Origin of the sequence: Polymorphum gilvum SL003B-26A1, from assembly GCF_000192745.1 — a bacterium.
Lineage (GTDB): Bacteria > Pseudomonadota > Alphaproteobacteria > Rhizobiales > Stappiaceae > Polymorphum > Polymorphum gilvum.
Window position 1 is genome coordinate 327567 of the sequence record NC_015259.1, and the last position, 25636, is coordinate 353202.

Below are 25636 nucleotides of genomic sequence, written 5' to 3' on the forward strand. Positions count from 1 at the left end.
TTGCCAAATGGTTCGCGCGCCGATGTCACCAGTCCTTGAGGGTGCCGGTTGTTTGACTACAAGATATTGGTGGTGTTAAGGAAATCGTAACGCACCTCGCGATGCGATCTGCAACGCGGGCTGCAAAGGCCGGTTAAGGCGCGTTAACGCTACTGCGCCGTCCAGCCGCCGTCGATCGGCAGTAGGGCGCCGGTGATCGCCGAGGCGGCTTCCGAACACAGGTAGACAGCGAGGGCGGCAACCTGGTCGACGCGGACGAATTCCTTGGTCGGCTGCGCCTTCAGCAGGACATCGCGCTTGACCTCCTCCTCGGTCATGTTGCGCGCCTTCATGGTGTCCGGGATCTGCGCCTCGACCAGAGGCGTCCAGACGTAGCCCGGGCATATGGCGTTGACCGTGATACCCTTCTCGGCGACCTCAAGGGCGGCGGTCTTGGTCAGGCCGGCGATGCCGTGCTTGGCGGCGACATAGGCGGCCTTGTAGGGCGAGGCGACCAGCGCATGGGCCGACGCGGTGTTGACGATCCGGCCCCAGCCGCGTGCCTTCATGCCGGGCAGGGCAGCGCGCATGGCGTGGAAGGCGGAGGACAGGTTGATGGCGATGATCGCGTCCCACTTCTCCAGCGGGAACTCGTCGATCGGCGCGACGTGCTGGATGCCCGCGTTGTTGATCAGGATGTCGACCGAGCCGAACTCGTTCTCGGCGTTGAGGATCATGTTGGCGATTTCGTCGGCCTTGAGCATGTTGGCCGCCGAATAGGCGCACTGGACATCGAAGTCCTTCTCAATGGCGGCGCGCTCGGCCTCGATCGCGTCGGGATCGCCGAGGCCGTTGAGGACGACGTTGGCGCCCTCCCTGGCCAGTGCCCGGGCACAGGCGAGGCCGATGCCGGAGGTCGACCCTGTGACGACGGCGGTCTTCTTGGCGAGCATGCGCGGAAACTCCCTGATTGGAACCGGCGGCACCTTCCCACGAAGCAGCCCCGCACCGCAACACGGCAGGAGCGGCAGGCGTGAAATTGTGACCGGCGGGTCAGGTCATTCAGCGCGGCCGGGAAGACGGGCGACGCGCACGGCGCGGGCGGCCTCGCGGCGGGCATCGGCGCGGGCCCGGATGTCGCGGGTCAGTCCGACCTTCTCGGCGAAGCGCTCGCGGATCAGACCGTAGCAGGTGGCGTGCAGGCTGGCGAAGACCCAGACCGCGAGCGTCATCGTGCCCATCGGGAAGGCGGCGGAGCGCAGCTGTGCGGTGACCGGATCGGCGGGGAGCAGCGCGTCGATGCCGTAGAGCAGAAGCGCCCACAGGCCGACCAGGCAGGCGAGCACCGCCGAGGCGAGCAGGGCCGCAAAGGCCATGGCCCAGCCCATGCCTCGCGTCGCGGTCCAGGAGTCGCGTAGGGTCAGCGGGTCGTCGACGGCGGCTGCCGGCAGGATCATGGAAAAGCGCTGGACCAGCATGAGCGCGACGAAGGGGGCGGCGAAGAAGGCCAGGAAGCCGGCGCCGGCGGTGATGAGGCCGACGAGGCCGGCTATCAGGAAGAGCGGGATCAGCGCCAGCAGGCCGATCAGTGCCAGAAGGATCTGGTTGAAGATCACCTTCAGGGTCCGCGCGTTGGCGACGAGGAAGAAGTCGCGGGCATCGATCAGGATTCGCCGCGTGTAGGCGACGGCAATGGAAAAGCCGATCAGGACGTTGGCGAGCAGCGCGAGGATACGCAGACCGGCGACCCTGTCGCCGGTCGCAGCGCCCGATGTGGCCAGCGGTTCGGTCATGTAGGAACCGGTGGTGAAGCTGGCGCCGGGCGCGACCGCGTTGCTGAGCGCGAGGTTCACCGCCAGAAGCAGGAGCATGTAGGCCCAACCGGTCCCGAGCAGCGTGCCGGCGCGTCGGCTGGCGAGCGCGATCGTCCGTTCGACTATGGCCATGAACATTGCCCGTTCCTTTCCCGCAGACCGGTAGTCTGGCATCCGTCCGGTCTTCTTCCCATATGGGGTGGCGGCGCCGGTCTCCCCAGTCTCCCCTTGCCTCGCGCAGGCCGGAGCACTAATCAAGCGGAGAAGACGCCCACCAACCCATCTGGACATGGCGACGTGAACACATCCTGCTCTTTCGCTCAAGCCTGGCCGCGGCGGCGCTCCGTCGCGGTCGCGGTCGGCGGCGTAACGGTCGGCGGCGACGCGCCGATCGTCGTGCAGTCGATGACCAACACGGATACGGCGGACGCGGACGCGACGGTGGCCCAGGTGGCCGCGCTCGCCCGCGCGGGCTCGGAACTGGTGCGCATCACGGTCGACCGACCCGAGGCAGCGACCGCGGTGCCGCGGATCCGCGAGCGGCTCGATCGCATCGGCGTCACCGTGCCGCTGATCGGCGACTTCCACTACATCGGCCACAAGCTGCTGGCAGACCATCCGGCCTGTGCCGAGGCGCTGGCGAAATACCGCATCAATCCGGGCAACGTCGGCTTCAAGGCCAAGCGCGACACGCAGTTCTCGCAGATCATCGAGATTGCGCTGAAATACGACAAGCCGGTCCGGATCGGCGTCAACTGGGGTTCGCTCGACCAGGAACTGCTGACCAGGCTGATGGACGAGAACGCGGCGAGCGAAACGCCCGTATCGGCCGCGGCAGTGATGCGGGAAGCGATCATCCAGTCCGGCCTGCTCTCCGCCGAACGTGCCGAGACGCTCGGCATGGGGCGCGACAAGATCATCCTGTCGGCCAAGGTTAGCCAGGTGCAGGATCTGATTGCGGTCTATGCCGACCTTGCCGGGCGCTGCGACTACGCCCTGCATCTTGGCCTGACGGAAGCGGGCATGGGCAGCAAGGGTATCGTCGCGTCGGCGGCGTCGATGGGCATCCTGCTCCAGCAGGGTATCGGTGACACCATCCGTGTGTCGCTGACACCGGAGCCGGGCGGTGACCGCACCAGGGAGGTCCAGGTAGCGCAGGAACTGCTGCAGGTGATGGGATTCCGCGCCTTCGTGCCGGTGGTGGCGGCCTGCCCGGGCTGCGGGCGCACGACCTCGACGGTGTTCCAGGAGCTCGCTCAGGACATTCAGGAACACATCCGCAGTTCGATGCCGGCGTGGCGCGAGCGCTATCCGGGCGTCGAGAGCCTCTCCGTCGCTGTGATGGGCTGCATCGTCAACGGTCCCGGCGAGTCCAAGCATGCCGACATCGGCATCTCGCTGCCGGGCACCGGCGAGACGCCGGCCGCGCCGGTGTTCATCGACGGCGAAAAGGTGACCACGCTGCGCGGGCCGAGCATCGCGGACGATTTCAAGACCATGGTGCTCGACTATATCGAGCAGCGCTACGGGCAGGGCCGGCCGGCGGGCCGTCGCGTGCCCGCGGACGTCGCATAAGGAACTTCCGAGTATGCTGAAATCCGTCCCGGCCGACGCTGGCGCGCATCCGCCGGTCCTCGTCATCACGTCGCAGGTGGTGCGCGGCGGCATCGGCGGTCGCGGCGCCGTGTTCGCGCTCGAGCGGCTGGGCTTTCCGGTCTGGTTCCTGCCGACGATCCTGCTTCCCTGGCATCCCGGACAGGGGCGCGGCACGCGGATTGTTGCACCGGCGGCGGATTTCGGGGCTATCGTGGAAGACCTGATCGGTTCGGCCGAACTCGGCGAGATCGGCGGTATCCTGACCGGATATCTCGGCGCGGCGGCGCAGGCCGAGCCGGTGGCGCGACTGGTGCAGGCGGTCAAGAAGGCCGCCCCGGGTGCGCCCTATGTCTGCGATCCGGTGATCGGTGATGCGGGCGGACTCTACGTGCCGGAGGCGACGGCACTGGCGATCCGAGATCATCTGGTGCGGCTGGCGGACGTGGTCACGCCCAACCGCTTCGAACTGGCCTGGCTGACCGGCCGCGAGGTGGAAAGCGAACTGCAGGCGTTGTCGGCGGCGCGCCGGCTCGGCGCGGAGCGGGTTCTGGTTACCTCGTCGCCGGCGCTGCGGCGCAATTCCATCGCCAACTTGCTGGCGACTCCGCGCGGGGCGATCGCTGCCGAGCACGCGGCCATCGCCAATCCGCCGCACGGGACGGGCGATCTGATCTCGGCCCTCTTCCTTGCCCGGCGTCTGGAGGGCATGGACGACGAGTCCGCGCTGGTGCGCGCTGCCGCCTCGACCTTCGAACTGGTCGCGCGCAGCGTCAAGCAGGGATCGACCGAATTGCTGCTGGCCGCCGAACAGCAGACGCTCGGCCGGCCGATGGCGCTGGTCAGCACGCGCCGGGTGCTGGAGACGGCGTCCTCGCGATGAGTAGCGATGGGCGCTGGGTCGCCGGGATCGACGGTTGCCCCGGCGGTTGGCTGGCTGTGCTGCGCCGGGTCGGCGATCCGGACAGTTGCCGGATCCACTTCGCCGACCGCTTCGCCGCGGTTCTCGGTCTCGATCCGACCCTTTCGATCCTCGCCGTAGACATGCCGGTCGGCCTGCCGGAGCGTGCCGGCGTTGGCGGACGCCGAGCCGAGGCAGCGGTGCGGCGGCACCTCGGTCCGCGCCAGTCGTCGGTGTTCTCGGTGCCGTCGCGCGCGGCGGTGGCCTGCACGGACTATCGCCAGGCCTGCGGCGTGGCTCTGCAGACCTCGGATCCGCCGCGCAAGGTCTCCAGGCAGGCGTTCCATCTGTTCGCCAAGATCCGCGAGATCGACGCGCTGATGGTGCCGGCGTTGGAGACGCGGGTCTACGAGGTGCACCCGGAACTTGCCTTCTGGCGGCTGAACGGCGAACAGCCGATGAGCCGGCCCAAGAAGATCGGGAACCGGCCCAGCCCGGACGGTCTCGACGAGCGCGCAGCGCTGCTCGAAAGGAACGGTTTCGACCCGGCGCTCCTGCGGCAACGGCCGCCGAAGGGAGCGGCCCGCGACGACTTGATCGACGCGGCCGCCAACTGCGTCATCGCGGAGCGGATCGCGCTCGGCATGGCGCGGCCGTTTCCGGAGGATTTCGACCGCGACGGGCGCGGATTGAGGATGGCGATCTGGGCGTGAGCCGGGATCGGCTCAGGGCTTGGGCGGCGGTACGGCCGCCACGGCGCCAAGGTCGGCCGCGGTTGCCGCCTCGACGTTTCCGCTGTCCTGGCCAAAGGGCAGCCAGCGCCTCAGTAAGCCGCGCTTTTCCGGCGCGGCCGGCGCCGGTCCGGCTGCGAATGCCGTCGCCGACACAGCCGCCTGCGCCGTGGCGGGCATCTGGTCCGGGGCTGCGACGGTGCCGGTCGCTTCGGTGGGTGCGGCATCCGGCTGGGCGCCGTTGTTGAAAAGGCTGGCGAAGATGCCGCCAGAGGCCGGCGCGGCGGGTGCAGCCGCGCGGGCGGGATTGGCCTGCGGGAGCGGCTCGCCATTGGTGGCCACTGCGATCGCCCCGGCCGGGGCAGCGGGCATTTCGGGGGCAGGCGCTCCGGTCGCTGCGGCGTCGGAGCCGCCGACCAGCGCGGCGATGCGGGTCTGGGTTTCCTGCCAGCGCTTCTCGCGCTCCGCCTTGGCCTCGAGGCTCGCGACGACCTGCTGGAACTTTGCTTCGTCCTGGCGCTGCTTGGCCACGACGGCGACCTCGACGGCTTCGGGCACCTTGTACTCGGGGCACTTGGCGGTGGCCTTGAAGGGAACGCCTTCGACGATCGACGTCGCGTCGTAGACGTATTTCCTCTCGCAGACGTCGACCTTGGGCGGCAGCTTGGTGACCTCGAAATGGTCGTAGCCGGCCTTCAGCATGCGCCAGAAATCGATGTGCTGGTTGTGGCGGTGACGGGCCATGTTTTCCGGCGTCATGCGGAACGGGAAGGCCTGGACCTGGAACGAGCGCTGGCCGCCCTTGAAGCTGTCGCGGGCGAGCGCATAGATGTCCTGTACTTGCTCGTCGGTCATGGCATAGCAGCCGCGCGAGGAACAGGCGCCGTGGACCATGAGGTGGGAGCCGGTGCGGCCATGCGATCGGTCGAAGGCGTTCGGATAGCCGAGGTTGAACGCCAGATGATAGCTGGAATTGGGATTCATCAGGGCCGGGGTGATCTCGTAGAAGCCCTCTGGCGCCTGGCGGTCGCCTTCCTTGATCTTCGGGCCGAGCTCGCCGGACCATTTGCAGATCTCGAAGGTCTGCAGAAGCGCATAGCGACCGTTCTTCGCCTGCTTCCAGACCTCGAGCTGGGATTCTTCCTTGAAGATGCGGATCATGATCGGCGAGGACACATCCATGCCGAGATCGGTCATCTTGTGCTTCACCTCGGCGCTGACCGGCCGCAGGTGCTTGGGGCCGCTGCCGAGGCTGAATTCGTCCCCCTGGCAGCCGGCGAGCAGTCCGGCAAGGAGGAGGGCGCCGAGCGTACGTGCCAGGCGCGTGTTGCGGCTAGGAAACGGTTTGGCCATGCCCATCATCAAATACCCGGAACCAAGGTGCATCGGCAACGCAACGCCCGAGGCTACACGCTTATGGTTGACGACAGGTTACCCCTGTTCGGATCATTCTTCAAAAGCCGATATCGTGAGGCCGGCCGGTCGTTCCAAGCTTGGTCATGCCCGTGAAATCCGGCAAAACGGCGGCAGGATGGTCTACAGGGAGCGACCGATGGCGAGGAACTTCTCACGCCGCTGGCGGCGGATCTCTCCTGCTCCGAGGCCGACGAGGGAGGCGAGGGCCGCTTCGATCGCCGCGCCGGCGCGGTCGATCACCGTCTCTCGGGCCCGGTGTGCGCCACCGACCGGTTCCTCGACGATGCCGTCGATGACGCCGAGCTTGAGCAGGTCCTGGGCGGTGATCTTCATGCTGGTCGCCGCCTCCTGGGCCCGGGCGCTGTCGCGCCAAAGGATCGAGGCCGCGCCTTCCGGCGAGATCACGCTGTAGATCGCGTGCTCGAGCATCAGCACCTTGCTGGTCGCGGCGATGGCGATGGCGCCGCCCGAGCCGCCTTCGCCGATGACCAGCGCGACATTGGGCACACCGAGGCCGAGAGCCTTGTCGGTGGAGCGGGCGATCGCCTCCGCCTGGCCGCGTTCCTCGGCGCCGAGGCCCGGATAGGCGCCGGCGGTGTCGACCAGAGAAAGGACCGGGATCTCGAAGCGCTCGGCGAGATCCATGATCCGCACGGCCTTGCGGTAGCCCTCTGGCTTCGCCATGCCGAAATTGTGGCGCAGCCGGCTCTCGGTGTCGGACCCCTTTTCCTGGGCGAGGATCGCGACCGACTGGCCGCGGAAGCGGCCGAAGCCGGCAATGATGGCCTGGTCGTCGGCATAGGCGCGGTCGCCGGCGAGCGGGGTGAAGTCCTCGATCAGGCCGGCGATATATTGGGCGGCGTGAGGCCGATCGGGGTGGCGCGCGACCAGAGTCTTCTGCCACGGCGTCAGCTTGGAATAGAGATCGGCGAGGGTCTGGGAAGCCTTTGTCTCCAGGCGGGCGATCTCGTCGTCGACATCGACGGCTTCGCCGCTGGCGGCGAGGGCCCTCAGTTCCTGAACCTTGCCTTCGATGTCCGCGACGGGTTTTTCGAATTCCAAATAGCTGTGCATGTAACCGGTAACCTGGAGAACGCCGGCAAGTCCGGCCGTGAGGAGCCAGAGCCTATGTCGTGGGCGCGACACTGGACAGCAAGGCCCGCCGAGTCAAGCGGGGCCTGTAACAGGCAGCGCGCCGCCGCGCAAGGGTCGCGAGGCGGCGGGACAGGGGGGCGAGGGGCAGATCAGCGCGCGGCCTGGTCGCGCTCGTTGTCCGACAGCCGCAGCTTGGAGGCCTCGACCACGAGTTGGCCGGTCCTGGTCGGAATGGTGATGCGGTAGGGCACAAGCACGTCCTTGCGGCCCATCGGCGCGAACCATGCTTCCATGTCCGAACTGGCCATGTGCTTGACGGAGTCCGTCGACGGGCGGTGACCGGCGACAGGGATCCATTTGGCGCTGCAGACGACCACCGGGCCGTCGTAACCGCGCCCGGACACCTCGCGGGTCTCCTTGAAGCTGAGCTGGATGTCGAAGCGGGTCCAGCCGTCGAAGACCGGAAGCTTGCGCTTGCAGGCGGCGGGACCGAGGCCGTCCTTGCCGACGCTGACCGGAACCAGCGCGGCGCTGAGCGGGTCCATGGCGTTTTGGCGATGCTGCTTCGTGACCTCGATACGCTCCTTGTTCGGCTTGAACTGCGGCGCCACGTCGGCGCTGCGGATGTGGCCGGAGCCCTGGGTCAGCGAGACGTAGAAGTCGCGGTTGGCTGCGCGCGACGCCATGGTGTACCTGGACGGCATGACCTTCGAACCGACCAGCCAGCCGGCGGCCTCGGCGCCGCCCTTGCCAGTGGAGAACAGGGTGCCGATGCCGGCCGGTTCAAGCCCGACCTTGGCGGAATAAGCGTTGCCTTGAAGGACCAGCGACAACGTGCCACGGCCGATGGTCAGGCCGGCGACGGTGATGTCGTAGAGTCCACCGATGCGGTTCGTCTGCGCCTCGGCAGTTCCGGCCAGCAGGGTAAATGCAATGGCGGGCACGGCAAACAGCCGCCGCTTGGACCTGAAACCAGACACCTGAAAACCTCCTGGGAGCCGAACTTGCTACGCTGCCCCGTGCCCCTGTCGGTGCCCATGCACACCGCGGCCACTGCGCTGGATTGTCGGGTGTCATGGTAACCGCCAAGTTAACGATACCCGATCGGAGCCTTCGAAAACAGCGAATCTGCCTTGTGGGCCGGCGAAGCCTTGACGGTGGCGCGGCGGATCATTATAGGGAGGCGACTTTTCCGAACAAAGCCGGTCATGATGTCGCCGGGCCTTGCGGTCCGCTCCAGAGCCGGTTGCAACCGTACCGGGCCCATCGCGTCCCGGCCAGAACTAAAAGGGTGATCCCATGGCGCGCCGCTGCGAGCTTACCGGCAAGGACGTGATGTCCGGAAACAACGTTTCCCATGCCAACAACAAGACCCGTCGCCGGTTCCTGCCGAACCTGTGCAACGTGTCGCTGATCAGCGACGCGCTGGGCGAGACCTACAAGCTGCGCATCAGCGCCCATGCGCTGCGCTCGGTCGAGCACCGCGGCGGTTTGGACGCGTTTCTGCTCAAGGCGTCCGACACCGAACTGTCCAACAAGGCGCGGCTGATCAAGGCCGAGGTGAAGCGTCGCCAGGCCGACGCCGCCTGAGGGCGATCCCAAGGGACAAATCATGACCGCGACCCGGAGAATCTCCGTGGGCCAACTCGCCATCGCAGTCGCTGCGATGGCGATTGTCGTTGTGGCCTCCAATTTCCTCGTGCAGTTCCCGGTTCCCGGCAGCCTCGGCCCGGTCAGCCTGACCGATTTGCTGACCTTCGGCGCCTTTACCTATCCGGCAGCGTTCCTGGTCACCGACCTGACCAACCGGCGGTTCGGTCCGGCGGCGGCGCGGCGTGTGGTCGTCGCCGGATTTGTGCTGGCGGTGGCGCTGTCGGTATGGTTGGCGACACCGCGTATCGCGATCGCCTCGGGCACCGCCTTCCTGGTCGCCCAGATGCTCGACGTGACCGTTTTCGATCGCCTGCGCCGCGCGGCTTGGTGGAAGGCGCCGTTCGTGTCGTCGCTGCTCGGTTCGGTGATCGACACGCTGCTGTTCTTCTCGCTCGCCTTTTCGGCGGCGGCTGCCGGAGTGCTCGGCTTCGACGATGCCTTTGCGGTCGAGGCTGCACCGCTACTCGGCGCCTTCGCACCGGAGGTGCCGCGCTGGATATCCTGGGCGCTGGGCGACTTCTGCGTCAAGATCCTGGTCGCGACGGCGCTGCTCGCACCCTACCGCGTGTTGCTCGCCGTGGTGCGGTCGATGCCGGAGAAGGCGCCGGCCTGATCGGTCGTTCCGCATATCGATCGACAATCATCGACACCTATCGACAAGGCGCCTGGCCCGCAGGCGCCTTTTTCATTGCTCCAGACGGAAGCGGAGCAGCAGGGTCCGCTGCAGGATCGAGCGGTTATCATCGGATATGAGCGTCAGGACCGTGCGTCCCTCGGCGTCCTGATGGACGGCGAGCCCTTCCATGTTGTCGATCTGGTGGCCGTGCCCGGCCTCCATCACCACGGTGCCGACGAGGCGGGCGCCGGGGCGGATCTCGGTGGCGGCGAAGCGGCGCAGACGCATGCCGACCCAGTCGCGCAGGTTGAAGCGGCGCTCCAGCAGCAGCAGGTCGCCGTCGGGCAGGAAGGCGGCGTCGGTGGCGTCGTAACGGTCGGAGCGCGCGACGGTAAAGCTTCCGGGCGTCGGGCCGCCCAGGATGAACCCCGGCAGGTCGTGGCTGTCGCTGGCCCCCCGTTCGGCGATAGCGATAAGCGCGCCGGCGAGCGGTGAGTCCTCGGGCGCGGCGGCGAGCGCCTCCATACCCTTGGTGCCGCGCAGGTCGCGGATGCCGTCGGGCGTGGCGACGTCGCCGAGCATCGGCTCGGTGCCGGAGGCGAGCGGCCAGGGATAGCGGTAGATGCGGTTGACCCGTTCGACGGAGACGTAGAGGACGGGCCGGCCGGCTTCGGTGCCCAGCGTCAGTGCCTCGGTGTCGTTGGCCCAGCCGTCGCGCAGGCGCCGGCCGGCCTCGTCGATCATCGGTGCGTAGCGCATGTCGCGCAGGCTGAGGGGGGTACCGTCGGCGTCCTGCTCGACGGTCGCGGCGACCCACAGGCCGTTATCCGTTGCGGCGAGCAGGCGGGTACCGCTGTCGAGCGACACGAGGCCCGACAGGCCGCCGATGTCGCGGTTGGCGGCAGCAATCTCCAGACCGCCGAGGTATGTGAGCGCGCCGAAGCGGATGGCGTCACTGCCGGTCGCGAAGCGCTCGATCGGGCGGATGGCCGCCGTGACTGGCTTCGCGTCCGACAGGAGCTCCTGCGCCGGCGCGGCAACCGGTCCGGCGGCCAGCAGAAGACCGACGAGTGCCAGGACTTTTCGCGCGCGGCCGGGCGCGCTCATGCGTGCCGACGCCGGTGGCGCGGCTGCGGTTGCTGTTGCTGCACGGTGTCGTCGAACAGGTCGGCGAGCTGGTCGGTCATGGCGCCGGCGAGTTCCTCCGCGTCGACGATGGTCACCGCGCGGCGGTAGTAGCGGGTGACGTCGTGACCGATGCCGATGGCGATCAGTTCCACCGGCGAGCGGGTCTCGATCTCTTCGATGACGAAACGCAGGTGACGTTCCAGGTAGTTGCCCGGGTTGACGGAGAGCGTGCAGTCATCGACCGGTGCACCGTCGGAGATCATCATCAGGATGCGGCGGTTCTCGGGGCGCGCCAGCAGGCGGCTGTGCGCCCAGGCGAGCGCCTCGCCGTCGATGTTCTCCTTCAGCAGGCCCTCGCGCATCATCAGGCCGAGGTTGCGGCGCGAGCGCCGCCACGGCGCGTCGGCGGCCTTGTAGATGATGTGGCGCAGGTCGTTGAGGCGACCCGGCTGGGCCGGCTTGCCGGCGGCGAGCCATGCCTCGCGCGACTGGCCGCCCTTCCAGGCCTTGGTGGTGAAGCCGAGGATCTCGACCTTGACGCCGCAGCGCTCCAGGGTGCGGGCGAGGATGTCGGCGCAGGTGGCGGCGACGGTGATCGGCCGGCCGCGCATGGAGCCGGAATTGTCCAGCAGCAGGGTGACCACCGTGTCGCGGAAGGTGGTGTCGCGCTCCTGCTTGAAGGCGAGCGGCTGCATCGGATCGGTGACGGCGCGGGTCAGGCGCGCGGTGTCGAGGATGCCTTCCTCCAGATCGAAGTCCCAGGAGCGGTTCTGCTGCGCCATCAACTTGCGCTGCAGGCGGTTGGCGAGGCGCGCGACGGCGCCCTGCAGATGGGTCAGCTGCTTGTCGAGGAAGCCGCGCAGCCGGTCGAGTTCGTCGGCGTCGCACAGGTCCTCGGCAGTCACTGTCTCGTCGAAGCCGGTGGTGAACACCTTGTAGTCGGAGACCGGCCGGTTGGAGAACGGCGCATCGCGGCGCTGGCTCTCTCCCGGCTGCTCCTCGTCCAGCTCCATGTCCTGCTCGTCCATGTCGACCATGTCGCTGTCGGCCGCCTCGGTCTCGCCGGCCTCCTGCTCCTCGCCCGACATCTCCATTTCCTGGGGGGCGGCCTCCTGCTCGCCGGCCTGCTCCTCGCCCTCGGCGCTGGTCTCCGCGTCCTCGTTGCGGCCGGCGTCGTCACTTTCCTCCGGCTCGTCGGACTGGTCCTGCTCGTCGCCATAGTCCTCGGCCATCTCCAGGGCGGCGAGGACGTGGCGCAACTGGCTGGCGAAGGCGCTCTGATCGTCGAGGCGGGTGACGAGCCGGTCGAGATCGGTGCCTGCCTTCTGCTCGATCCATTCGCGCCACAGATTGACCAGACGCTCGGCGCTCGGCGGCGGCGGCGCGCCGGTCAGCCGTTCGCGTATCATCAGCGACAGCGCGTCCTGCAGCGGGGCTTCCTCGCGGCTGGCAATGTCGGCACTGCCGGCGCGCAGATAGCGGTCCTCCAGCATGGCGGCGAGGTTGCCGGCGACGCCCTGCATGCGTGTCGCGCCGACCGCTTCGCAGCGCGTCTGCTCGACCGCCTCGAAGATCGCGCGGGCGTCCGGTCCCTTGGGCAGGTTGCGCCTATGGACGGCGCCGTCATGGCAGGCCAGACGCAGGGCGATCGAATCGGACAGGCCGCGGGTGACGGCGATGTCGCGCTCGGAGATCTTGCGCGGCGGCTCGGGAAGACGGGCGGTGTTGCCGGAGAGGCCGGGCCGGTCGGCGGAGAACACGACCTCCAACTCGGGATCGCCGGCGATCGCCCGCATCGTTCCGGTCACCACCCGCTTGAACGGCTCGGTCGGCGACTGTGCGCGGCCGCCCGGATTGCTGTTGCTGCCCGACCCTGCCATGGCGTGTCAGCTCATCACCACGTTGACCACGGACTCCGGCAGGTCCTCGCCGAAGCAGCGCTGGTAGAACTCGGACACGAGGCCCTGCTCGGTGTCGTCGCACTTGTTGAGGAAGGTCAGACGGAACGCGAAGCCTACGTCGCCGAAGATCTCGGCATTCTCGGCCCAGGTGATGACCGTGCGCGGGCTCATCACCGTCGACAGGTCGCCGTTGATGAAGGCGTTGCGGGTCATGTCGGCAAGGCGGACCATCTTGGAGACGGTCGCGCGGCCTTCCGCACCCTGGAAGTGCTTGGCCTTGGCCAGCACGATCTCGACCTCGTTGTCATGCGGCAGGTAGTTCAGCGTGGTGACGATCGACCAGCGGTCCATCTGGGCCTGGTTGATCTGCTGGGTGCCGTGGTAGAGGCCCGAGGTATCGCCGAGGCCGATGGTGTTGGCGGTGGCGAACAGGCGGAAATAGGGATGCGGACGGATGACCCGGCTCTGGTCGAGCAGGGTGAGACGGCCGGAAGATTCCAGAACGCGCTGGATGACGAACATCACATCCGGGCGACCGGCGTCGTATTCGTCGAACACCAGAGCGACGTTGTGCTGGTAGGCCCAGGGCAAGATGCCATCCTTGAACTCGGTCACCTGCTGGCCGTCGCGGATGACGATGGCGTCCTTGCCGATCAGGTCGATGCGCGAGATGTGGCTGTCGAGGTTGACGCGGATACAAGGCCAGTTCAGCCGCGCTGCCACCTGTTCGATGTGGGTCGACTTGCCGGTGCCGTGATAGCCGGTCACCATGACCCGGCGGTTCTTGGCGAAGCCGGCCAGGATGGCCAGGGTCGTCACCCGGTCGAACAGGTAGTCCGGGTCGAGGTCGGGCACGTGCTCGCTCGGGGTCGAATAGGCCGGCACCTTGAGGTCGGTCTTGAAGCCGAACACTTGTTCGACGGAAATTTCGGTATCGGGCGTGGTTTCGGCCACGGTCTTGGTTTCAGTCATCGGTCCTCCGCTGCCTCGGCCGGGCCGGGGTCAGGGTCGTTGGGAAGAAGCCTGCGGGAGTTGCAGACTAGCAGAAGCCGGCCTTCTTCAGGACGGTGTAGGCCTGAATGATCTGCCGCAGGCGATCCTCGGACGAGCGATCACCGCCGTTGGCATCCGGATGATGCAATTTCACCAGTTCCTTATAACGCGCCTTGATCTCGTCGCCACGCGCTCTTTCGGGAAGATTGAGCACATCAAACGACCGCTTTTCAAGCGCCAGCAGCTTGGGAGCGCGCGGTTGCGGCGATTCGGCCGACCGGTAGTAGCTGCGGGCCCGTCCGGTCGCGCGCGGGTCGTGGCCGTCGGGGCCCTCCGCCGCCTGCCGGTTGACGCCCATCTTCCAGGTCGGCCGGTGGCCGGTCAGTGAATCCTTCTGGTAGCTGCGCACCGCATCGTCGTTCATGCCGGCAAAATAGTTGTAGGACTTGTTGTAGTCCCGAACGTGGTCGATGCAGAAATTGAAATACTGCCCCTCGTGATCGCGCCCCTTGGGCGCACGGTGCGTGCCCGGCCGGGTGCAGCCGGGGTGTTCGCAGGCGGGGTGCAGGTCCTCCTCGAGCCGATCCCTGTCGGGTTTCACCCGGATCCGGTCGAAGATCTTTGAATCCAGTTTCATGGCGGCGATTATGGAGAGGGCGTTGGGTGGGAACAAGGTTCCCAGGCGGCCGAATTGTGTACGCTGTGGGGAAAAGACGCCGGCCTGTTCGCGCGTCCCTGCGTCGTCCATGTCCTCTTGACGCAGGCGGGCAGCGCGCTCACAACAATCACATGAGGATGAAAGACAGCATCACCGCCAAGCTGACGGAGACCTTTTCTCCGGTTGAGCTTGATGTAGTCGACGAATCGGACCGCCACAAGGGCCACGGCGGATGGCGCGAGGGCGGCGAGACGCATTTTCGCGTCCGCATCGTGACGGCGGCCTTTGCCGGCATGAGCCGGCTGGCCCGGCACCGGGCCGTGAACGAGGCGCTGGCGGCAGAGCTTGTCGGCGGTGTTCACGCGCTGGCGATCGAGGCGCGGGCGCCCGACGAGCCGGATCCGCGGGCGGGTCGGACGACCTGAACGCGCGGTCGGTCTACGCGCGCACCGGACGTGTGGCGGAGGGCAGCAGCAGCTGCTTTGAATCCAGCGGCACGATGCGCAGCCGCGTGAGGCGGTTCTTTTCCCGCCGCAGCACGGTGAAGCGGAAACCGTGGAAGGTGAAGATCTGACGCTCGTCGGGGATCATGCGCGCTTCGTGGATGACCAGGCCGGCGATGGTGGTTGCCTCGTCGTCCGGCAGCTTCCAGTCGGTCGCGCGGTTGAGGTCGCGGATCGGCACGGAGCCGTCGACAATCACCGAACCGTCCGGCTGCGGGCGGACGCCGGAAATCTCGACATCGTGCTCGTCGGCGATCTCGCCGACGATTTCTTCCAGGATGTCCTCCAGGGTGACGAGGCCTCTCACCTCGCCGTATTCGTCGATGACGAGGGCGAAGTGCGACTTGCGCTTGAGGAAGGCGTTGAGCTGGTCCTGCAGACTGGTGGTGTCGGGCACGAACCAGGGCTGGCTGGCGATCTTCAGCACGTCGATCTTGTCGACATCGCCGCCGGCGGCCTTGAGCGCGCGCAGCAGGTCCTTGGCGTGCAGGACGCCGACGAAGTTGTCGCTCTCGCCACGCCACAGCGGCATGCGGGTGTAGGGCGAGGCCAGCGCCGCATCGATCAGCTTGGAGATGTCCTCGTCGACGTTGAGGGCCATCATGTTGGTGCGGTGAACCATCACGTCGGAAACCTCGAGTTCGGCAAGGTCCAGAAGACCACCGAGCCGGTCCCGATCGGCCTTGACGAGGCCGCCCTCCAGGTGTTGCAGGTCTACGGCACCGCGCAGTTCCTCATGCGCGGAGAGGATCGAGGCATTGTCATCCACCCTGATGCCGAAGATGCGCATGATCAACCGAACCAGCACCTCGATGCCGATCACGACCGGGCCGAAGACGGCGACGACGACGCGCACCACCGGCGCGACGGCCAGGGCGAAGCGCTCCGGATTGGATATCGCCCAGGTCTTGGGCATGACTTCCGCCAGCACCACGACGAGTACCGTCATCACCAGCGTCGCGATGGCGACGCCGGCCTCGCCGAACAGGCTGAGGAAGACGCTGGTCGCCAGCGCCGAGGCGAAGATGTTGACGATGTTGTTGCCGAGCAGCAGGGCGCCGATCAGGCGTTCGCGTGCGGAGATCAGTCGTGAGACAAGCCCTGCGCGCTGGTCGCCGGCCTTCTCCAACTGGTGCATGCGGGCGCGCGAGGCGGCGGTCAGCGCCGTCTCGGATCCGGAAAAGAAGCCGGACAGCACGATCAGGAGCAGGATCGCGCCGATGGCGACCCAGATCGTCGATTCGATCATCGGGCAAGCTTCTCCTCGAGGAAGGCGCGCACGCCGGCCGCCTCGACACCCTTTTCCACGAAGGCGTCGCCGATGCCCCGGCTCAGGATGAAGGTCAGCGCGCCGCGGCTGACCTTCTTGTCCTGGGCGATGATGTCCATCAGCGTGTCCGCCGGCGGCATCTGGCCGGGAATCTGGTCGATGCGCGTCGGCAGGCCGACCTCGGTCAGATGGACGCGCACGCGCTCGACCACGTCGGCGCCGATGAGGCCGAGACGGGCGGAATATTCATGCGCCAGCATCATGCCGATGGCCACGCCCTCGCCGTGCACCAGGCGCTCGGTGGCATAGTCGACCGCCGATTCCAGCGCATGGCCGAAGGTGTGGCCGAGGTTGAGCAGGGCGCGCCGGCCCGATTCACGTTCGTCTTCGACGACCACGTCGGCCTTGGCCTGGCAGGAGCGGGCGATCGCCTCGTCACGTTCCGGGCCGCCAGCGAACACGGCGCGCCAGTTGGTCTCCAGCCAGGCGAAGAACCCGGCATCGCCGAGCAGGCCGTACTTGGCCACTTCCGCATAGCCGGCGCGGAAATCGCGCCCGGGCAGGGTGTCGAGCACGGCGGTGTCGGCGAGCACGAGCGTCGGCTGGTAGAAGGCACCGATCAGGTTCTTGCCGTGGCGCGAATTGATGCCGGTTTTGCCGCCGACCGAGCTGTCGACCTGGGCAAGCAGCGTGGTCGGGATCTGGACGAAGGCCATGCCGCGGCGGACGGAGGCCGCGACGAATCCGGCAAGGTCGCCGACCACGCCGCCGCCGAGGGCGACGAGCGCGTCGCCGCGCTCCATGCGGGCGGCGAGCACGGCGTCGCACAGGCGTTCGAACTGGGCGAAGCACTTGCTGGATTCGCCTGCCGGCACGGTGATTGCCGTATGGCCGATGTCCGCCGCGTCGAGGCTGGCGGCGAGCGCCGGCAGGTGGATGCCGGCAACGGTGTCGTCGGTGATGATGGCGACGCGCGCGCCGGGCAAACGGGCCGACAGGTGCTCGCCGGCCTGGTTCAGGACGCCGCGGCCGATGACGATGTCATAGGCCCGCGCGCCGAGTTCCACCCGCACGGTCGCGGGGGCTGCGGGTCGTTCAAGAAGCTGTTCCATCGGACGTCTGTTCCTTCTGGCGCCGGGTTTCCGCGCAGAGGCGGGCCTCGAGCGCCGCGATGATGTCTTCCATGACCATCTCGTGCGGCACGTCGCGCGACCACACCGCGATGTCGGCCAGGCCATAGACCGGTTCGCGCCTGGCCAACAACTCGCGCATCGTCGCCTCGGGGTCCGGTGTCTGCAGCAACGGGCGGGTCGGCCGCTTGCGCACCCGTGTCATGACCGTGTCGAGATCGGCGCGAAGCCAGACGGACACGCCGCGGCGGGCGATGGCCGCACGGGTCGCATCGCTCATATAGGCACCACCGCCAGTCGCGAGAACCTGTGGACCGTTACGCAGCAACCGGGCGATGACCTTTTCCTCGCCGCGCCGGAACTCGGTCTCGCCGTGAACGGCGAAGATCTCCGAGACAGTCATGTTGGCCGCCGTTTCGATCTCAGCGTCGGCGTCGACGAAGGGGATCGCCAGGCGCTGGGCGAGACGCCGGCCGACGCTGGACTTGCCGCAGCCCATGATGCCGACCAGCACGATCGAGCGCGTGCCGAGGGCCTCGACGAGGCGGGCGGCGCGCTTGTCCCGTTCCTGCGTGTCCGGTGCGGCAGAATTCACGCCTGCGGCCTCCCCGTCGTCCCTGTCATTGGCGCCTTTTAGCATATTCCGGCGAAATGCAAGCCTCCGAGTGCAGCCGGGCGGGCGTCGGTGACTTGCGTCCGCACCGCTCCTGATCGAAAAAGAGCGGGCCAGCCATGCAGAGGATTCGGTTTCCGTGCCCACCCTGACCCGCCTGATCGTTACCCTGCTCGTGCTCGGCGCAATCGGCTACGGCGCCATCTACGCGCTGGCGAATTTCGTCGAACCGCGCGAGCGGGAGATCATCGTGCGCGTGCAGAAGGACGGCTTTGCCCGGTGAGGGACCTGCGATGGCGGCATCGGACTTCACACGCGAAAGCTTTCTGGAAATGCTCGCTGCCGAACGCGGAGCGGCGCACAATACGCTGGACAGCTACCGGCGCGACCTCGACGATTTCGCGGCGTTCCTCGGCACGACCGCGACGCGGGACGCGACCGCCGAGGACGTGTCCGCCTATCTGAGCGACCTTGCGGCACGCGGCTTTGCAGCCTCCTCGCAGGCGCGCCGGCTGTCGGCGCTCAGGCAGTATTTCAAGTTCCTTTATGCTGAGGGAGAGCGTGGCGACGATCCGACGCGGACGCTCGCCTCGCCTAAGAAGCGCCAGGGCCTGCCCAGGATCCTGTCGGAGGCGGAGGTCGACCGGCTGATCGAAGCGGCGTGCTTCGATGCCACCCTCGAGCACGAGACGCCGGGGCGGGCGCTCAGGGCTCAACGCCTCTACACGTTGCTGGAAGTGCTCTACGCCACCGGCCTGCGCGTGTCAGAGCTCGTCGCGCTGCCGGTCGGCGCGGCGCTGCGCGACGCCCGGCTGATCGGCATCCGCGGCAAGGGTGGCAAGGAACGGCTGGTGCCGCTGAGCCCCAGGGCGCAGGAGGCGATGCGCGCCTATGTCGCGCGGAGGAACGCCGAAGGCGCTTACAAGGGCAGCCCGTGGCTGTTCCCCTCGCACGGCGAGAGCGGCCATTTCACCCGGCAGGCCTTTGCACGCGACCTGAAGGATCTCGCGCGGGCCGTCGGTCTGGACGCGGCCAAAGTGTCGCCGCATGTGCTCCGGCACGCCTTCGCCTCGCACCTGCTGCAGAACGGCGCCGACCTCAGGGTGGTGCAGCAACTGCTCGGCCACGCCGACATCTCGACGACGCAGATCTACACCCACGTCCTCGACGAGCGGCTGCGCCAGCTGGTCGAGGCCCATCACCCGCTGGCGAAGGGGTGATGCAGCCATCCGGGCGGCTGCGTCATGCGGCTTACCGCGGCATCAGCGCCCAGTAGTCGAAGTCGAGGATGACGTCGTTCTCGTAGCGCCCGTCGGCGTCGAGCAGCGGGAAGTCGGCGCAGGGCCGGTTCTTGGTCGCGATCAGGCGCAGACGCAGGGCGCCGACGTCCGGCCGGCCGTCTATCTCGGCGGTTTCCAGCACCTCGGACCAGGCGAACACGGTGTCGCCGGAAAACAGCGGCGCAACATGGCGGCCCCCGTTGATGCCGGCTATATGGAACGCCGCGCCGAGGCCGTTGAAGGACAGTGCGCGGGCAAGGCTGATGACGTGGCCGCCGTAGATCAGTCGCTTGCCGAAACGGCCCTTGCCCTCGGTGTGCTGGTTGAAATGAACCTTGGCGGTGTTCTGGTAGAGCCGGGTCGCCAGCTGGTGTTCGGCTTCCTCGACGGTCATGCCGTCAACATGGTCGATGCGCTCGCCCGCGACATAGTCGGAAAAGCGGAAGCGGCTGCCGGCCAGGTCGTTGTCCCAGTGGATGGTGTCCAGCATGGGCACGGCGTCGCCGAGTGCGTCGGCCTCGATGCACTCCGGCAGCCGGGGCACGACCGGCGCCGGCGCGGCCGCGCCCGGATCGCGCTTGTTGACCATCACCCATCGCACGTAGTCCAGCACCTCGGTACCGTCGTCCTTGTAGCCGGTCGAGCGCACATAGACGACGCCGGTCTTGCCGTTGGAATTCTCCTTCAGCCCAATGACCTCGGAGACGGCGGACAGTGTGTCGCCCGGATAGACCGGAGCAAGGAAGCGCCCGCCGGCATAACCGAGGTTGGCGACGGCGTTGAGCGAGATGTCCGGAACCGTCTTGCCGAACACGATGTGGAAGACGAGCAGGTCGTCGACCGGCGCCTGCGGATAGCCGAGCGCCCGGGCGTAGGCGTCCGAGGACTGCACGGCGAAGCGGGGCCCGTAGAGAGCGGTGTAGAGGGCGACGTCGCCCGTCGTAACTGTGCGCGGCGTCGCGTGTCGGATCACCTGGCCGACGTAGAAGTCCTCGAAGAAATTGCCAGCGTTGGTCTTTGTCACGCCCCGCCTCCCGCTTGCTGCCGTCCTCGTCATCGATGCGCGATTAAGCCGCCTGCTGCAGTGCGGTGCAAGGGGAACCTTTGGCGGAGGACACATGGTGTTGCGCCGCGAATACGCCGGCTCTATATGCCGGCAAACACGCATCATTCGAAGTCGCCGTCGTGTCCGCCTTCGCGCGGTGCCGGCCGCCCCGCCGAGGTCCGACCGTCGCCATGGATAGCCTCCTGAGCCTTGCCGCCCAGAACCTGATATCACCGATCATCCTGTCCTTCGTGCTCGGCCTGGCGGCGGCGCTTGCCCGCTCGGATCTGACGATCCCGGAGGCGGCTGCCAAGGCGCTGTCGATCTATCTGCTGTTCTCGATCGGCTTCAAGGGCGGCGTCAGCGTTGCCGCCCACGGGCTCGACGCGCGGCTGCTGCTGTCGCTCGCCGCCGGCGTGCTGCTGTCCTTCGTCCTGCCTTTCCTGGCTTTCGGCCTGTTGCGGACGATGACTAGGCTGTCCCCCATCGATGCCGCGGCGGTGGCCGGGCATTACGGTTCGATCTCGATCGTCACCTTCGTGGCAGCCAGTTCCGTGCTGCAGGGGCGCGGCGTCGCCAGCGAGGGCTACATGGTCGCGGTCGCGGCGGCAATGGAGGCACCGGCGATCCTGTCGGCACTCTGGCTCGCCGCCCGCTTCGGATCCCACAACGGGCCTGCGGCCGACTCGCATGCGGGCGGACCGGACGGCGGACTGATGCGGGAAATCCTTTTCAACGGCTCGATCGTGCTCCTGGTCGGTGCCTTCCTGATCGGCCTGACGACGGGCGAGCAGGGGCTGGCGGATATCGAGGATCTGATCGTGGCGCCGTTCAAGGGCCTGCTGTGCCTGTTCTTGCTCGACATGGGTCTGGTCGCCGGCCGCGGCCTGCGCGCGAGCCGCGGCGTGCTGAGCGCGGGGTTGGTCGGATTCGGCCTGCTCATGCCGCTATGCGGTGCGTTGTTCGGACTTGGCGCGGGGCTCGTGCTCGGCCTTTCGTCCGGCGGCATCGTGCTGATGATGACGCTTGCCGCATCGGCGTCCTACATCGCCGTGCCCGCGGCCATGCGCGTGGCGCTTCCCGAAGCCAACCCGTCGGTCTATTTGACCCTGTCGCTCGGGATCACCTTCCCGTTCAATCTGACCCTCGGCATTCCCATCTACATCGCGCTGGCGACGGCGGCAGGAGGCTGACCATGCAGACGCACAAGGCGAAACGGGTCGAGATCATCATCGAGGCACCGATGGAGCGGCGGCTCACCGAGGCACTGGTCGCTGCCGGGGTGACCGGCTTCACGGTGCTGCCCGTCCTCGGCGGCAACGGCCGCTCGGGCCTTTGGAGCCGGGAGGGTCAGGTGTCGCGCGCCGGCGGCATGGTAGCGGTGATCTGCATCCTGCGCGAGGACCGGCTGGAGGCGCTGCTGCAGGCGGCGTTCCCTCTGGTCGAGCGCCATATCGGCGTGGTCAGCGTGACCGACTGCCAGGTTTTGCGGGCCGAGCGGTTCTGAGGCGGGATCCGCCCGCAGCAGGGGTGGGCAAGGGACCGTCGCTTCTCTATAACGGCGCTCCGAAGCAAGCGGACGGCAACAGGGGCCATGCAGGCCCGGCCCCGGCGCGGGGCGAGAGGGACGCGCGATGGCGACAGACTTCCCCGAAGATCTCGCGGCCGGTTACGGCCGCTACCTGCAGAAGGGCTACGTGCGCTTCCGCGAGGCGCAGGAGCGGCTGGCGATCTACGGCCAGCGCCCGGAGGTGATGGTTATCTCGTGCTGCGACAGCCGGGTCACGCCGGAAGGCGTGTTCCACGTCGGGCCGGGCGAGCTGTTCGTGGTGCGCAACGTCGCCAACCTGGTGCCGCCCTACGAGGAGACAGAGGGTCAGCACGGCACCAGCGCGGCGATCGAATATGCGGTCAAGGTGCTGAAGGTGAAGCACATCGTCGTCATGGGTCATGCCCAGTGCGGTGGCGTGCGCGCCTTCCGCGAGACGGCCAACGCGCCGCTGGTGACGGGCGAATTTATCGGTCGCTGGATCAAGCTGCTGGAGCCGGCCGCCATCGCCATGGCTTGCATGCCTGTCGACAAGCTGGACGACCCGCAACTGGCGATGGAATACGCCGGCGTGCGCCAGTCGCTGAAAAACCTCAGGACCTTTCCCTTCGTCGACGCCGCCGTATCTGCCGGCGCACTGAAAGTCCATGGTGCCTGGTTCGACATCGGCTCCGGCGAATTACGGGTCATGGATCCTGAAACGGAGAAGTTCGAGCCTTGCCTGGCGGCGGGAGCCGACGACACCTGATCGACGGCGTCCGTGCCGCGCCGGCCGCCTGCGTCAGGGCTTGGGCGAGGCCAGCACCAGCGACCAGAATACCTTGTACTTGGAGCCGGATGCATAGGCGGTGGCGATGCCCATGCGCGTCACCTTGTCGTCGAGCATGACGGCGTTGTGGTTGGGCGAATCCCGCCAGCCCGAGAAGGCCTCGGCGAGAGTCCGGTAGCCGGCGGACACGTTCTCCACCGCATAGGTCTTGGTCTCGCCGACCGATGCCAGGCGGGTCTTGAGCTGGTTCCGCGGTTCGAGCGACGCGCGCACGTTGTCGGCCGATGCGATCGCCTGCGCCTGCGCCTGGGCGATCGCGGTCAGCGCCGGGTCGATGGCCAGACTGCCCTTGCCGCTGTTCATGCGGTACTGGGAAATCATCTGCGCTGCCGTCGCCTGGTCGACGCTGGTGTCGACGCGCGCGAGGTCCCTGTAGAAGGGTGGAACCTCCACCGGTTCGCCGCTCCGGCAACCGGCAAGCGCCAGCATGGCTATGGCCAGTCCGAACGCCACCCCGATCCTGTCCCGGCGTAGTTTCGCCTTGTCACTCATCATCGTCGTCGACCTCACGCGCAGCGCCCCACGCCCAGCGAATCACGGCGCAACAATAGGTCGGTTCGGTCGACATCGCCAAGCGTGGCGCATTGCCCGACCCTACCGGGCGTTACCCCTCCCCCTGCATCCTCTTTCCTCTGCGGAGCTTAAAGCTCGACGAGATAATTTTTCAAAAATTTACTTGGAGGGAGTATGATTTTCGTTCCATATTGTCATTTATGTCGAGGTTTTTGGATGTGATGCTGGGAGTAGGCGAAGAACGGATCAAAGTCATTATCGCAGACGATTCCGCCACCGTCAGGAAGTTCATCGAGAAGGCCTTGCTTGCGACTGCAAGGGCGTTCGACATCACCATGGCCGAGAACGGTCGGGATGCCGTCCAGAAGCTCAGCCAGCAGGCCTTCGACATCGCCTTCCTCGATATCAACATGCCGCAGCTGAGCGGCGTCGAGGTGATGGCCGCCATTCACGTCATGGGCGCCAAGACCTTCGCCGTATCCATGTCGGACGGTCTCAACGAGGAAGCCGAACAGAAGCTGAAGGCCTTCGGCGCCTACGACTTCCTGACCAAGCCGTTCAGTGCCGGCCAGATCCGCCAGATCGTCGAGGTCTACGAGGCCATCAACACGCCGTTCGATGTCCTTGTGGTGGACGATTCGACCACGGTCCGGCGGATCGTGCGCAAGGTGCTGGAGCGGTCGATCTTCAAGCTCGACATCGTCGAGGCGGCGGACGGAGCAGCTGCGATCGCCTGCGTCAGCCAGAAGCCCTTTCGGGTCATCTTCACCGACTTCAACATGCCGAACATGAGCGGCATCGAGCTTGCCCGGAAGCTGTCCACTCTTGCGCGCGGCTCGGATGTCATCCTGATGTCGACCGAATACAGCACGGAACTCGATCAGGCCGCGGAACAGGTCAACGCCAGAGCCTTCCTGCGCAAACCGTTCTACCCGGAGGACGTCGACAGCATCCTGCACCACCTGTTCAACCTGAGGCATTCGCGCTTCAGCAAGCAGGTGCGCCTGTTCGCCATGACGTGAGCCGCGGGAAACGGGTCGCTCCGGTCGCGAGCGTCCCGTCCCTTGGCCCTCGGCATCACCGCTTGGCGGCTTCCAGCGTGTCCTCGAAGGAGCGCAGCCCGGTGGTCGGGGCGCCGACGAGCACCGCCATGTTGCCGGGCGCGTGCTGGTTCTTCCACATCTTCGTATGCGCCTGCGGGATCAGGTTCCAAGGGAACACCTCCGACATGCACGGGTCGATGCGGCGGTCGATGACGAACTTGTTCGCCTCCGACGCCTGCTTCAGGTGGGCGAAATGCGAGCCCTGGATGCGTTTCTGCCGCATCCAGACGTAGCGCGCGTCGAAGGTGATGTTGAAGCCGGTCGTGCCGGCGCAGAACACCACCATGCCGCCGCGCTTGACCACCAGCGCCGAGACCGGGAAGGTGGCTTCGCCAGGATGCTCGAACACCATGTCGACATCGTTGCCCTTGCCGGTGATATCCCAGATCGCCTTGCCGAACTTGCGCGCTTCCTTGGTCCAGGCCTCGAACTCCGGCGAGTTGACCTTGGGCAGCTGGCCCCAGCAGTTGAAGTCCTTGCGGTTGATGACGCCCTTGGCGCCGAGGCTCATGACGTAGTCGCGCTTGTCCTCGTCGGAAATCACGCCGATGGCATTGGCGCCGGCGGCGGCTGCAAGCTGCACGCCGAACACGCCGAGGCCGCCCGACGCGCCCCAGACCAGCACGTTCTGGCCCGGGCGCAACTGGTGCGGCGCGTGACCGAACAGCATGCGGTAGGCGGTTGCCAGCGTCAGCGTGTAGCAGGCCGCCTCCTCCCAGGTCAGGTGCTGCGGCCGTGGCATCAGCTGCTGCGACTGCACGCGGCAGAACTGGGCGAAGGAGCCGTCCGGCGTCTCGTAGCCCCAGATCCGCTGGGTCGGCGAGAACATCGGGTCTCCGCCGTTGCACTCCTCGTCGTCGCCGTCGTCCTGGTTGCAGTGGATGACGACCTCGTCGCCGACCTTCCAGCGCTTCACTTTCGAACCGACCGCCCAGACGATGCCCGAGGCGTCGGAGCCGGCGATGTGGTAGGGGCTCTTGTGGCTGCCGAACACCGAGATCGGCTCGCCGAGTGCGGCCCAGATGCCGTTGTAGTTGACGCCGGCGGCCATGACGAACACCAGCACCTCGTGGCTGTCCAGTTCCCAGGTCGGCACCACTTCGATCTTCATCGCCGTTTCCGGCGGACCATGGCGATCCTGGCGGATCGACCAGGCGTACATGTTCTTGGGGACATGGCCCAGTGGCGGGATTTCGCCGATTTCGTAAAGGTCCTTCACGGGTGCCGCCTCCGGCGTGCGATTGTCGTTGGCTTGAACGGCGGAGTTCATTCGTTGTCCTTCCCGCATGTCCGGCTGCTCCCGTTCCGGACGGTTATGTGCCT

27 protein-coding genes are annotated in these 25636 nt (G+C 67.1%); 12 read left to right on the forward strand and 15 right to left on the reverse strand.

The window, feature by feature from the left end; genetic code table 11:
* Nucleotides 1-149: 149 nt before the first annotated feature.
* Together SL003B_RS01640 and SL003B_RS01645 are read right to left on the reverse strand one after the other, a co-directional pair.
* Complete coding sequence (locus tag SL003B_RS01640; protein ID WP_013651089.1) at nt 150-932, reverse strand: 3-hydroxybutyrate dehydrogenase; 783 nt, start codon at nt 930-932, stop codon at nt 150-152.
* A gap of 105 nt (nt 933-1037) precedes the next feature.
* Nucleotides 1038-1931 (reverse strand): hypothetical protein, encoded by an 894-nt coding sequence (locus tag SL003B_RS01645; RefSeq protein ID WP_013651090.1) that lies wholly within the window; start codon nt 1929-1931, stop codon nt 1038-1040.
* Nucleotides 1932-2090: 159 nt separating this feature from the next.
* On the opposite strand from SL003B_RS01645, the gene ispG reads away from it, so the two are divergent.
* Genes ispG through SL003B_RS01660 form a run of 3 tightly spaced genes read left to right on the forward strand, consistent with a single transcriptional unit; the run spans nt 2091 to nt 5000 of the window.
* Nucleotides 2091-3368, forward strand: a complete 1278-nt coding sequence (gene ispG, locus SL003B_RS01650; protein ID WP_013651091.1) for a flavodoxin-dependent (E)-4-hydroxy-3-methylbut-2-enyl-diphosphate synthase — start codon at nt 2091-2093, stop codon at nt 3366-3368.
* Between the two features lie 13 nt (nt 3369-3381).
* Nucleotides 3382-4269, forward strand: coding sequence for a pyridoxal kinase (gene pdxY, locus SL003B_RS01655; RefSeq protein ID WP_013651092.1), 888 nt, complete (start codon nt 3382-3384; stop codon nt 4267-4269).
* A complete protein-coding gene (locus tag SL003B_RS01660) occupies nt 4266-5000 on the forward strand; it encodes a DUF429 domain-containing protein (RefSeq protein WP_041375313.1) in 735 nt (244 codons plus the stop codon). The genes pdxY and SL003B_RS01660 overlap by 4 nt, the downstream gene beginning before the upstream one ends.
* A gap of 12 nt (nt 5001-5012) precedes the next feature.
* Here the strand turns inward: SL003B_RS01660 and SL003B_RS01665 are convergent, their stop codons facing one another.
* From SL003B_RS01665 to SL003B_RS01675, 3 genes are all read right to left on the reverse strand, one after another.
* Entirely contained in the window at nt 5013-6371 is a 1359-nt protein-coding gene (locus SL003B_RS01665) for a L,D-transpeptidase family protein (RefSeq protein ID WP_013651094.1), read from the reverse strand.
* A 183-nt stretch (nt 6372-6554) separates the two neighbouring features.
* Nucleotides 6555-7508: an acetyl-CoA carboxylase carboxyltransferase subunit alpha gene (locus SL003B_RS01670; protein WP_013651095.1), complete on the reverse strand. Its 954-nt coding sequence runs from the start codon at nt 7506-7508 to the stop codon at nt 6555-6557.
* A gap of 170 nt (nt 7509-7678) precedes the next feature.
* Nucleotides 7679-8509, reverse strand: a complete 831-nt coding sequence (locus tag SL003B_RS01675) for a DUF3108 domain-containing protein (RefSeq protein ID WP_013651096.1) — start codon at nt 8507-8509, stop codon at nt 7679-7681.
* A 319-nt stretch (nt 8510-8828) separates the two neighbouring features.
* On the opposite strand from SL003B_RS01675, the gene rpmB reads away from it, so the two are divergent.
* Both rpmB and SL003B_RS01685 read left to right on the forward strand, forming a co-directional pair.
* Nucleotides 8829-9119, forward strand: coding sequence for a 50S ribosomal protein L28 (rpmB, locus tag SL003B_RS01680; protein WP_013651097.1), 291 nt, complete (start codon nt 8829-8831; stop codon nt 9117-9119).
* A gap of 22 nt (nt 9120-9141) precedes the next feature.
* Nucleotides 9142-9795, forward strand: a complete 654-nt coding sequence (locus tag SL003B_RS01685; protein ID WP_049792537.1) for a queuosine precursor transporter — start codon at nt 9142-9144, stop codon at nt 9793-9795.
* A 72-nt stretch (nt 9796-9867) separates the two neighbouring features.
* Here SL003B_RS01685 and SL003B_RS01690 read toward each other — a convergent pair whose 3' ends face one another.
* The 4 genes from SL003B_RS01690 to SL003B_RS01705 form a co-directional block, all read right to left on the reverse strand.
* Nucleotides 9868-10905: an esterase-like activity of phytase family protein gene (locus SL003B_RS01690; RefSeq protein ID WP_013651099.1), complete on the reverse strand. Its 1038-nt coding sequence runs from the start codon at nt 10903-10905 to the stop codon at nt 9868-9870.
* On the reverse strand, nt 10902-12806 hold the full coding sequence (cobT, locus tag SL003B_RS01695) for a cobaltochelatase subunit CobT (protein WP_013651100.1): 1905 nt from the start codon (nt 12804-12806) through the stop codon (nt 10902-10904). The genes SL003B_RS01690 and cobT overlap by 4 nt, the downstream gene beginning before the upstream one ends.
* Nucleotides 12807-12812: 6 nt before the next feature.
* Nucleotides 12813-13799: a cobaltochelatase subunit CobS gene (cobS, locus tag SL003B_RS01700; RefSeq protein WP_013651101.1), complete on the reverse strand. Its 987-nt coding sequence runs from the start codon at nt 13797-13799 to the stop codon at nt 12813-12815.
* A 67-nt stretch (nt 13800-13866) separates the two neighbouring features.
* Nucleotides 13867-14568 carry a J domain-containing protein gene (locus tag SL003B_RS01705; RefSeq protein WP_242390312.1) on the reverse strand — a complete coding sequence of 234 codons (702 nt, stop codon included), beginning with the start codon at nt 14566-14568 and terminating at the stop codon, nt 13867-13869.
* Nucleotides 14569-14609: 41 nt separating this feature from the next.
* Here SL003B_RS01705 and SL003B_RS01710 point away from each other — a divergent pair, with 41 nt between their 5' ends.
* Entirely contained in the window at nt 14610-14903 is a 294-nt protein-coding gene (locus SL003B_RS01710; RefSeq protein WP_013651103.1) for a BolA family protein, read from the forward strand.
* A gap of 13 nt (nt 14904-14916) precedes the next feature.
* Here SL003B_RS01710 and SL003B_RS01715 read toward each other — a convergent pair whose 3' ends face one another.
* Genes SL003B_RS01715 through SL003B_RS01725 form a run of 3 tightly spaced genes read right to left on the reverse strand, consistent with a single transcriptional unit; the run spans nt 14917 to nt 17976 of the window.
* Entirely contained in the window at nt 14917-16230 is a 1314-nt protein-coding gene (locus SL003B_RS01715; RefSeq protein WP_013651104.1) for an HlyC/CorC family transporter, read from the reverse strand.
* Complete coding sequence (aroB, locus tag SL003B_RS01720) at nt 16227-17363, reverse strand: 3-dehydroquinate synthase (protein WP_041375314.1); 1137 nt, start codon at nt 17361-17363, stop codon at nt 16227-16229. The genes SL003B_RS01715 and aroB overlap by 4 nt, the downstream gene beginning before the upstream one ends.
* Nucleotides 17347-17976, reverse strand: a complete 630-nt coding sequence (locus tag SL003B_RS01725) for a shikimate kinase (protein ID WP_013651106.1) — start codon at nt 17974-17976, stop codon at nt 17347-17349. Before SL003B_RS01725 ends, aroB begins: the two co-directional genes overlap by 17 nt.
* A gap of 157 nt (nt 17977-18133) precedes the next feature.
* On the opposite strand from SL003B_RS01725, the gene SL003B_RS23605 reads away from it, so the two are divergent.
* The gene (locus tag SL003B_RS23605; protein ID WP_169313677.1) at nt 18134-18277 is read left to right on the forward strand and encodes a hypothetical protein; all 144 of its coding nucleotides are present in this window, start codon (nt 18134-18136) and stop codon (nt 18275-18277) included.
* 10 nt (nt 18278-18287) lie between these two features.
* On the forward strand, nt 18288-19214 hold the full coding sequence (locus SL003B_RS01730) for a site-specific tyrosine recombinase XerD (protein ID WP_013651107.1): 927 nt from the start codon (nt 18288-18290) through the stop codon (nt 19212-19214).
* Between the two features lie 31 nt (nt 19215-19245).
* On the opposite strand, the gene SL003B_RS01735 is transcribed toward SL003B_RS01730, so the two are convergent.
* A complete protein-coding gene (locus SL003B_RS01735) occupies nt 19246-20298 on the reverse strand; it encodes a MaoC family dehydratase (protein WP_013651108.1) in 1053 nt (350 codons plus the stop codon).
* 212 nt (nt 20299-20510) lie between these two features.
* On the opposite strand from SL003B_RS01735, the gene SL003B_RS01740 reads away from it, so the two are divergent.
* The 3 genes from SL003B_RS01740 (at nt 20511) to SL003B_RS01750 (ending at nt 22616) form a co-directional block, all read left to right on the forward strand.
* Entirely contained in the window at nt 20511-21512 is a 1002-nt protein-coding gene (locus tag SL003B_RS01740) for a sodium-dependent bicarbonate transport family permease (protein WP_013651109.1), read from the forward strand.
* Between the two features lie 2 nt (nt 21513-21514).
* Nucleotides 21515-21826, forward strand: a complete 312-nt coding sequence (locus SL003B_RS01745; protein ID WP_013651110.1) for a P-II family nitrogen regulator — start codon at nt 21515-21517, stop codon at nt 21824-21826.
* A gap of 127 nt (nt 21827-21953) precedes the next feature.
* On the forward strand, nt 21954-22616 hold the full coding sequence (locus SL003B_RS01750) for a carbonic anhydrase (protein ID WP_013651111.1): 663 nt from the start codon (nt 21954-21956) through the stop codon (nt 22614-22616).
* A gap of 33 nt (nt 22617-22649) precedes the next feature.
* Here SL003B_RS01750 and SL003B_RS01755 read toward each other — a convergent pair whose 3' ends face one another.
* Nucleotides 22650-23192: a CAP domain-containing protein gene (locus SL003B_RS01755; protein ID WP_148259224.1), complete on the reverse strand. Its 543-nt coding sequence runs from the start codon at nt 23190-23192 to the stop codon at nt 22650-22652.
* A gap of 239 nt (nt 23193-23431) precedes the next feature.
* On the opposite strand from SL003B_RS01755, the gene SL003B_RS01760 reads away from it, so the two are divergent.
* Nucleotides 23432-24232 (forward strand): response regulator, encoded by an 801-nt coding sequence (locus SL003B_RS01760; RefSeq protein WP_277914615.1) that lies wholly within the window; start codon nt 23432-23434, stop codon nt 24230-24232.
* 55 nt (nt 24233-24287) lie between these two features.
* Here SL003B_RS01760 and ccrA read toward each other — a convergent pair whose 3' ends face one another.
* Complete coding sequence (gene ccrA / locus SL003B_RS01765) at nt 24288-25583, reverse strand: crotonyl-CoA carboxylase/reductase (RefSeq protein WP_013651114.1); 1296 nt, start codon at nt 25581-25583, stop codon at nt 24288-24290.
* Nucleotides 25584-25636 lie beyond the last annotated feature (53 nt).

Excerpts from the sequence above, each read along its gene's own strand:
- SL003B_RS01750 (WP_013651111.1), top strand. The coding sequence starts at position 21,954 with ATGGCGACAGACTTCCCCGAAGATCTCGCGGCCGGTTACGGCCGCTAC.
- SL003B_RS01710 (WP_013651103.1), top strand. The coding sequence starts at position 14,610 with ATGAGGATGAAAGACAGCATCACCGCCAAGCTGACGGAGACCTTTTCT.
- cobS (WP_013651101.1), bottom strand. The coding sequence starts at position 13,799 with ATGACTGAAACCAAGACCGTGGCCGAAACCACGCCCGATACCGAAATT.
- SL003B_RS01745 (WP_013651110.1), top strand. The coding sequence starts at position 21,515 with ATGCAGACGCACAAGGCGAAACGGGTCGAGATCATCATCGAGGCACCG.
- SL003B_RS01730 (WP_013651107.1), top strand. The coding sequence starts at position 18,288 with ATGGCGGCATCGGACTTCACACGCGAAAGCTTTCTGGAAATGCTCGCT.
- SL003B_RS01640 (WP_013651089.1), bottom strand. The coding sequence starts at position 932 with ATGCTCGCCAAGAAGACCGCCGTCGTCACAGGGTCGACCTCCGGCATC.
- aroB (WP_041375314.1), bottom strand. The coding sequence starts at position 17,363 with ATGGAACAGCTTCTTGAACGACCCGCAGCCCCCGCGACCGTGCGGGTG.
- SL003B_RS01645 (WP_013651090.1), bottom strand. The coding sequence starts at position 1,931 with ATGTTCATGGCCATAGTCGAACGGACGATCGCGCTCGCCAGCCGACGC.
- SL003B_RS01715 (WP_013651104.1), bottom strand. The coding sequence starts at position 16,230 with ATGATCGAATCGACGATCTGGGTCGCCATCGGCGCGATCCTGCTCCTG.
- cobT (WP_013651100.1), bottom strand. The coding sequence starts at position 12,806 with ATGGCAGGGTCGGGCAGCAACAGCAATCCGGGCGGCCGCGCACAGTCG.
- ccrA (WP_013651114.1), bottom strand. The coding sequence starts at position 25,583 with ATGAACTCCGCCGTTCAAGCCAACGACAATCGCACGCCGGAGGCGGCA.
- SL003B_RS01760 (WP_277914615.1), top strand. The coding sequence starts at position 23,432 with ATGCTGGGAGTAGGCGAAGAACGGATCAAAGTCATTATCGCAGACGAT.
- SL003B_RS01660 (WP_041375313.1), top strand. The coding sequence starts at position 4,266 with ATGAGTAGCGATGGGCGCTGGGTCGCCGGGATCGACGGTTGCCCCGGC.
- SL003B_RS01665 (WP_013651094.1), bottom strand. The coding sequence starts at position 6,371 with ATGGCCAAACCGTTTCCTAGCCGCAACACGCGCCTGGCACGTACGCTC.
- SL003B_RS01705 (WP_242390312.1), bottom strand. The coding sequence starts at position 14,568 with ATGGACGACGCAGGGACGCGCGAACAGGCCGGCGTCTTTTCCCCACAG.
- SL003B_RS01685 (WP_049792537.1), top strand. The coding sequence starts at position 9,142 with ATGACCGCGACCCGGAGAATCTCCGTGGGCCAACTCGCCATCGCAGTC.
- SL003B_RS01755 (WP_148259224.1), bottom strand. The coding sequence starts at position 23,192 with ATGATGAGTGACAAGGCGAAACTACGCCGGGACAGGATCGGGGTGGCG.
- pdxY (WP_013651092.1), top strand. The coding sequence starts at position 3,382 with ATGCTGAAATCCGTCCCGGCCGACGCTGGCGCGCATCCGCCGGTCCTC.
- rpmB (WP_013651097.1), top strand. The coding sequence starts at position 8,829 with ATGGCGCGCCGCTGCGAGCTTACCGGCAAGGACGTGATGTCCGGAAAC.
- SL003B_RS01740 (WP_013651109.1), top strand. The coding sequence starts at position 20,511 with ATGGATAGCCTCCTGAGCCTTGCCGCCCAGAACCTGATATCACCGATC.
- SL003B_RS01670 (WP_013651095.1), bottom strand. The coding sequence starts at position 7,508 with ATGCACAGCTATTTGGAATTCGAAAAACCCGTCGCGGACATCGAAGGC.
- SL003B_RS01690 (WP_013651099.1), bottom strand. The coding sequence starts at position 10,905 with ATGAGCGCGCCCGGCCGCGCGCGAAAAGTCCTGGCACTCGTCGGTCTT.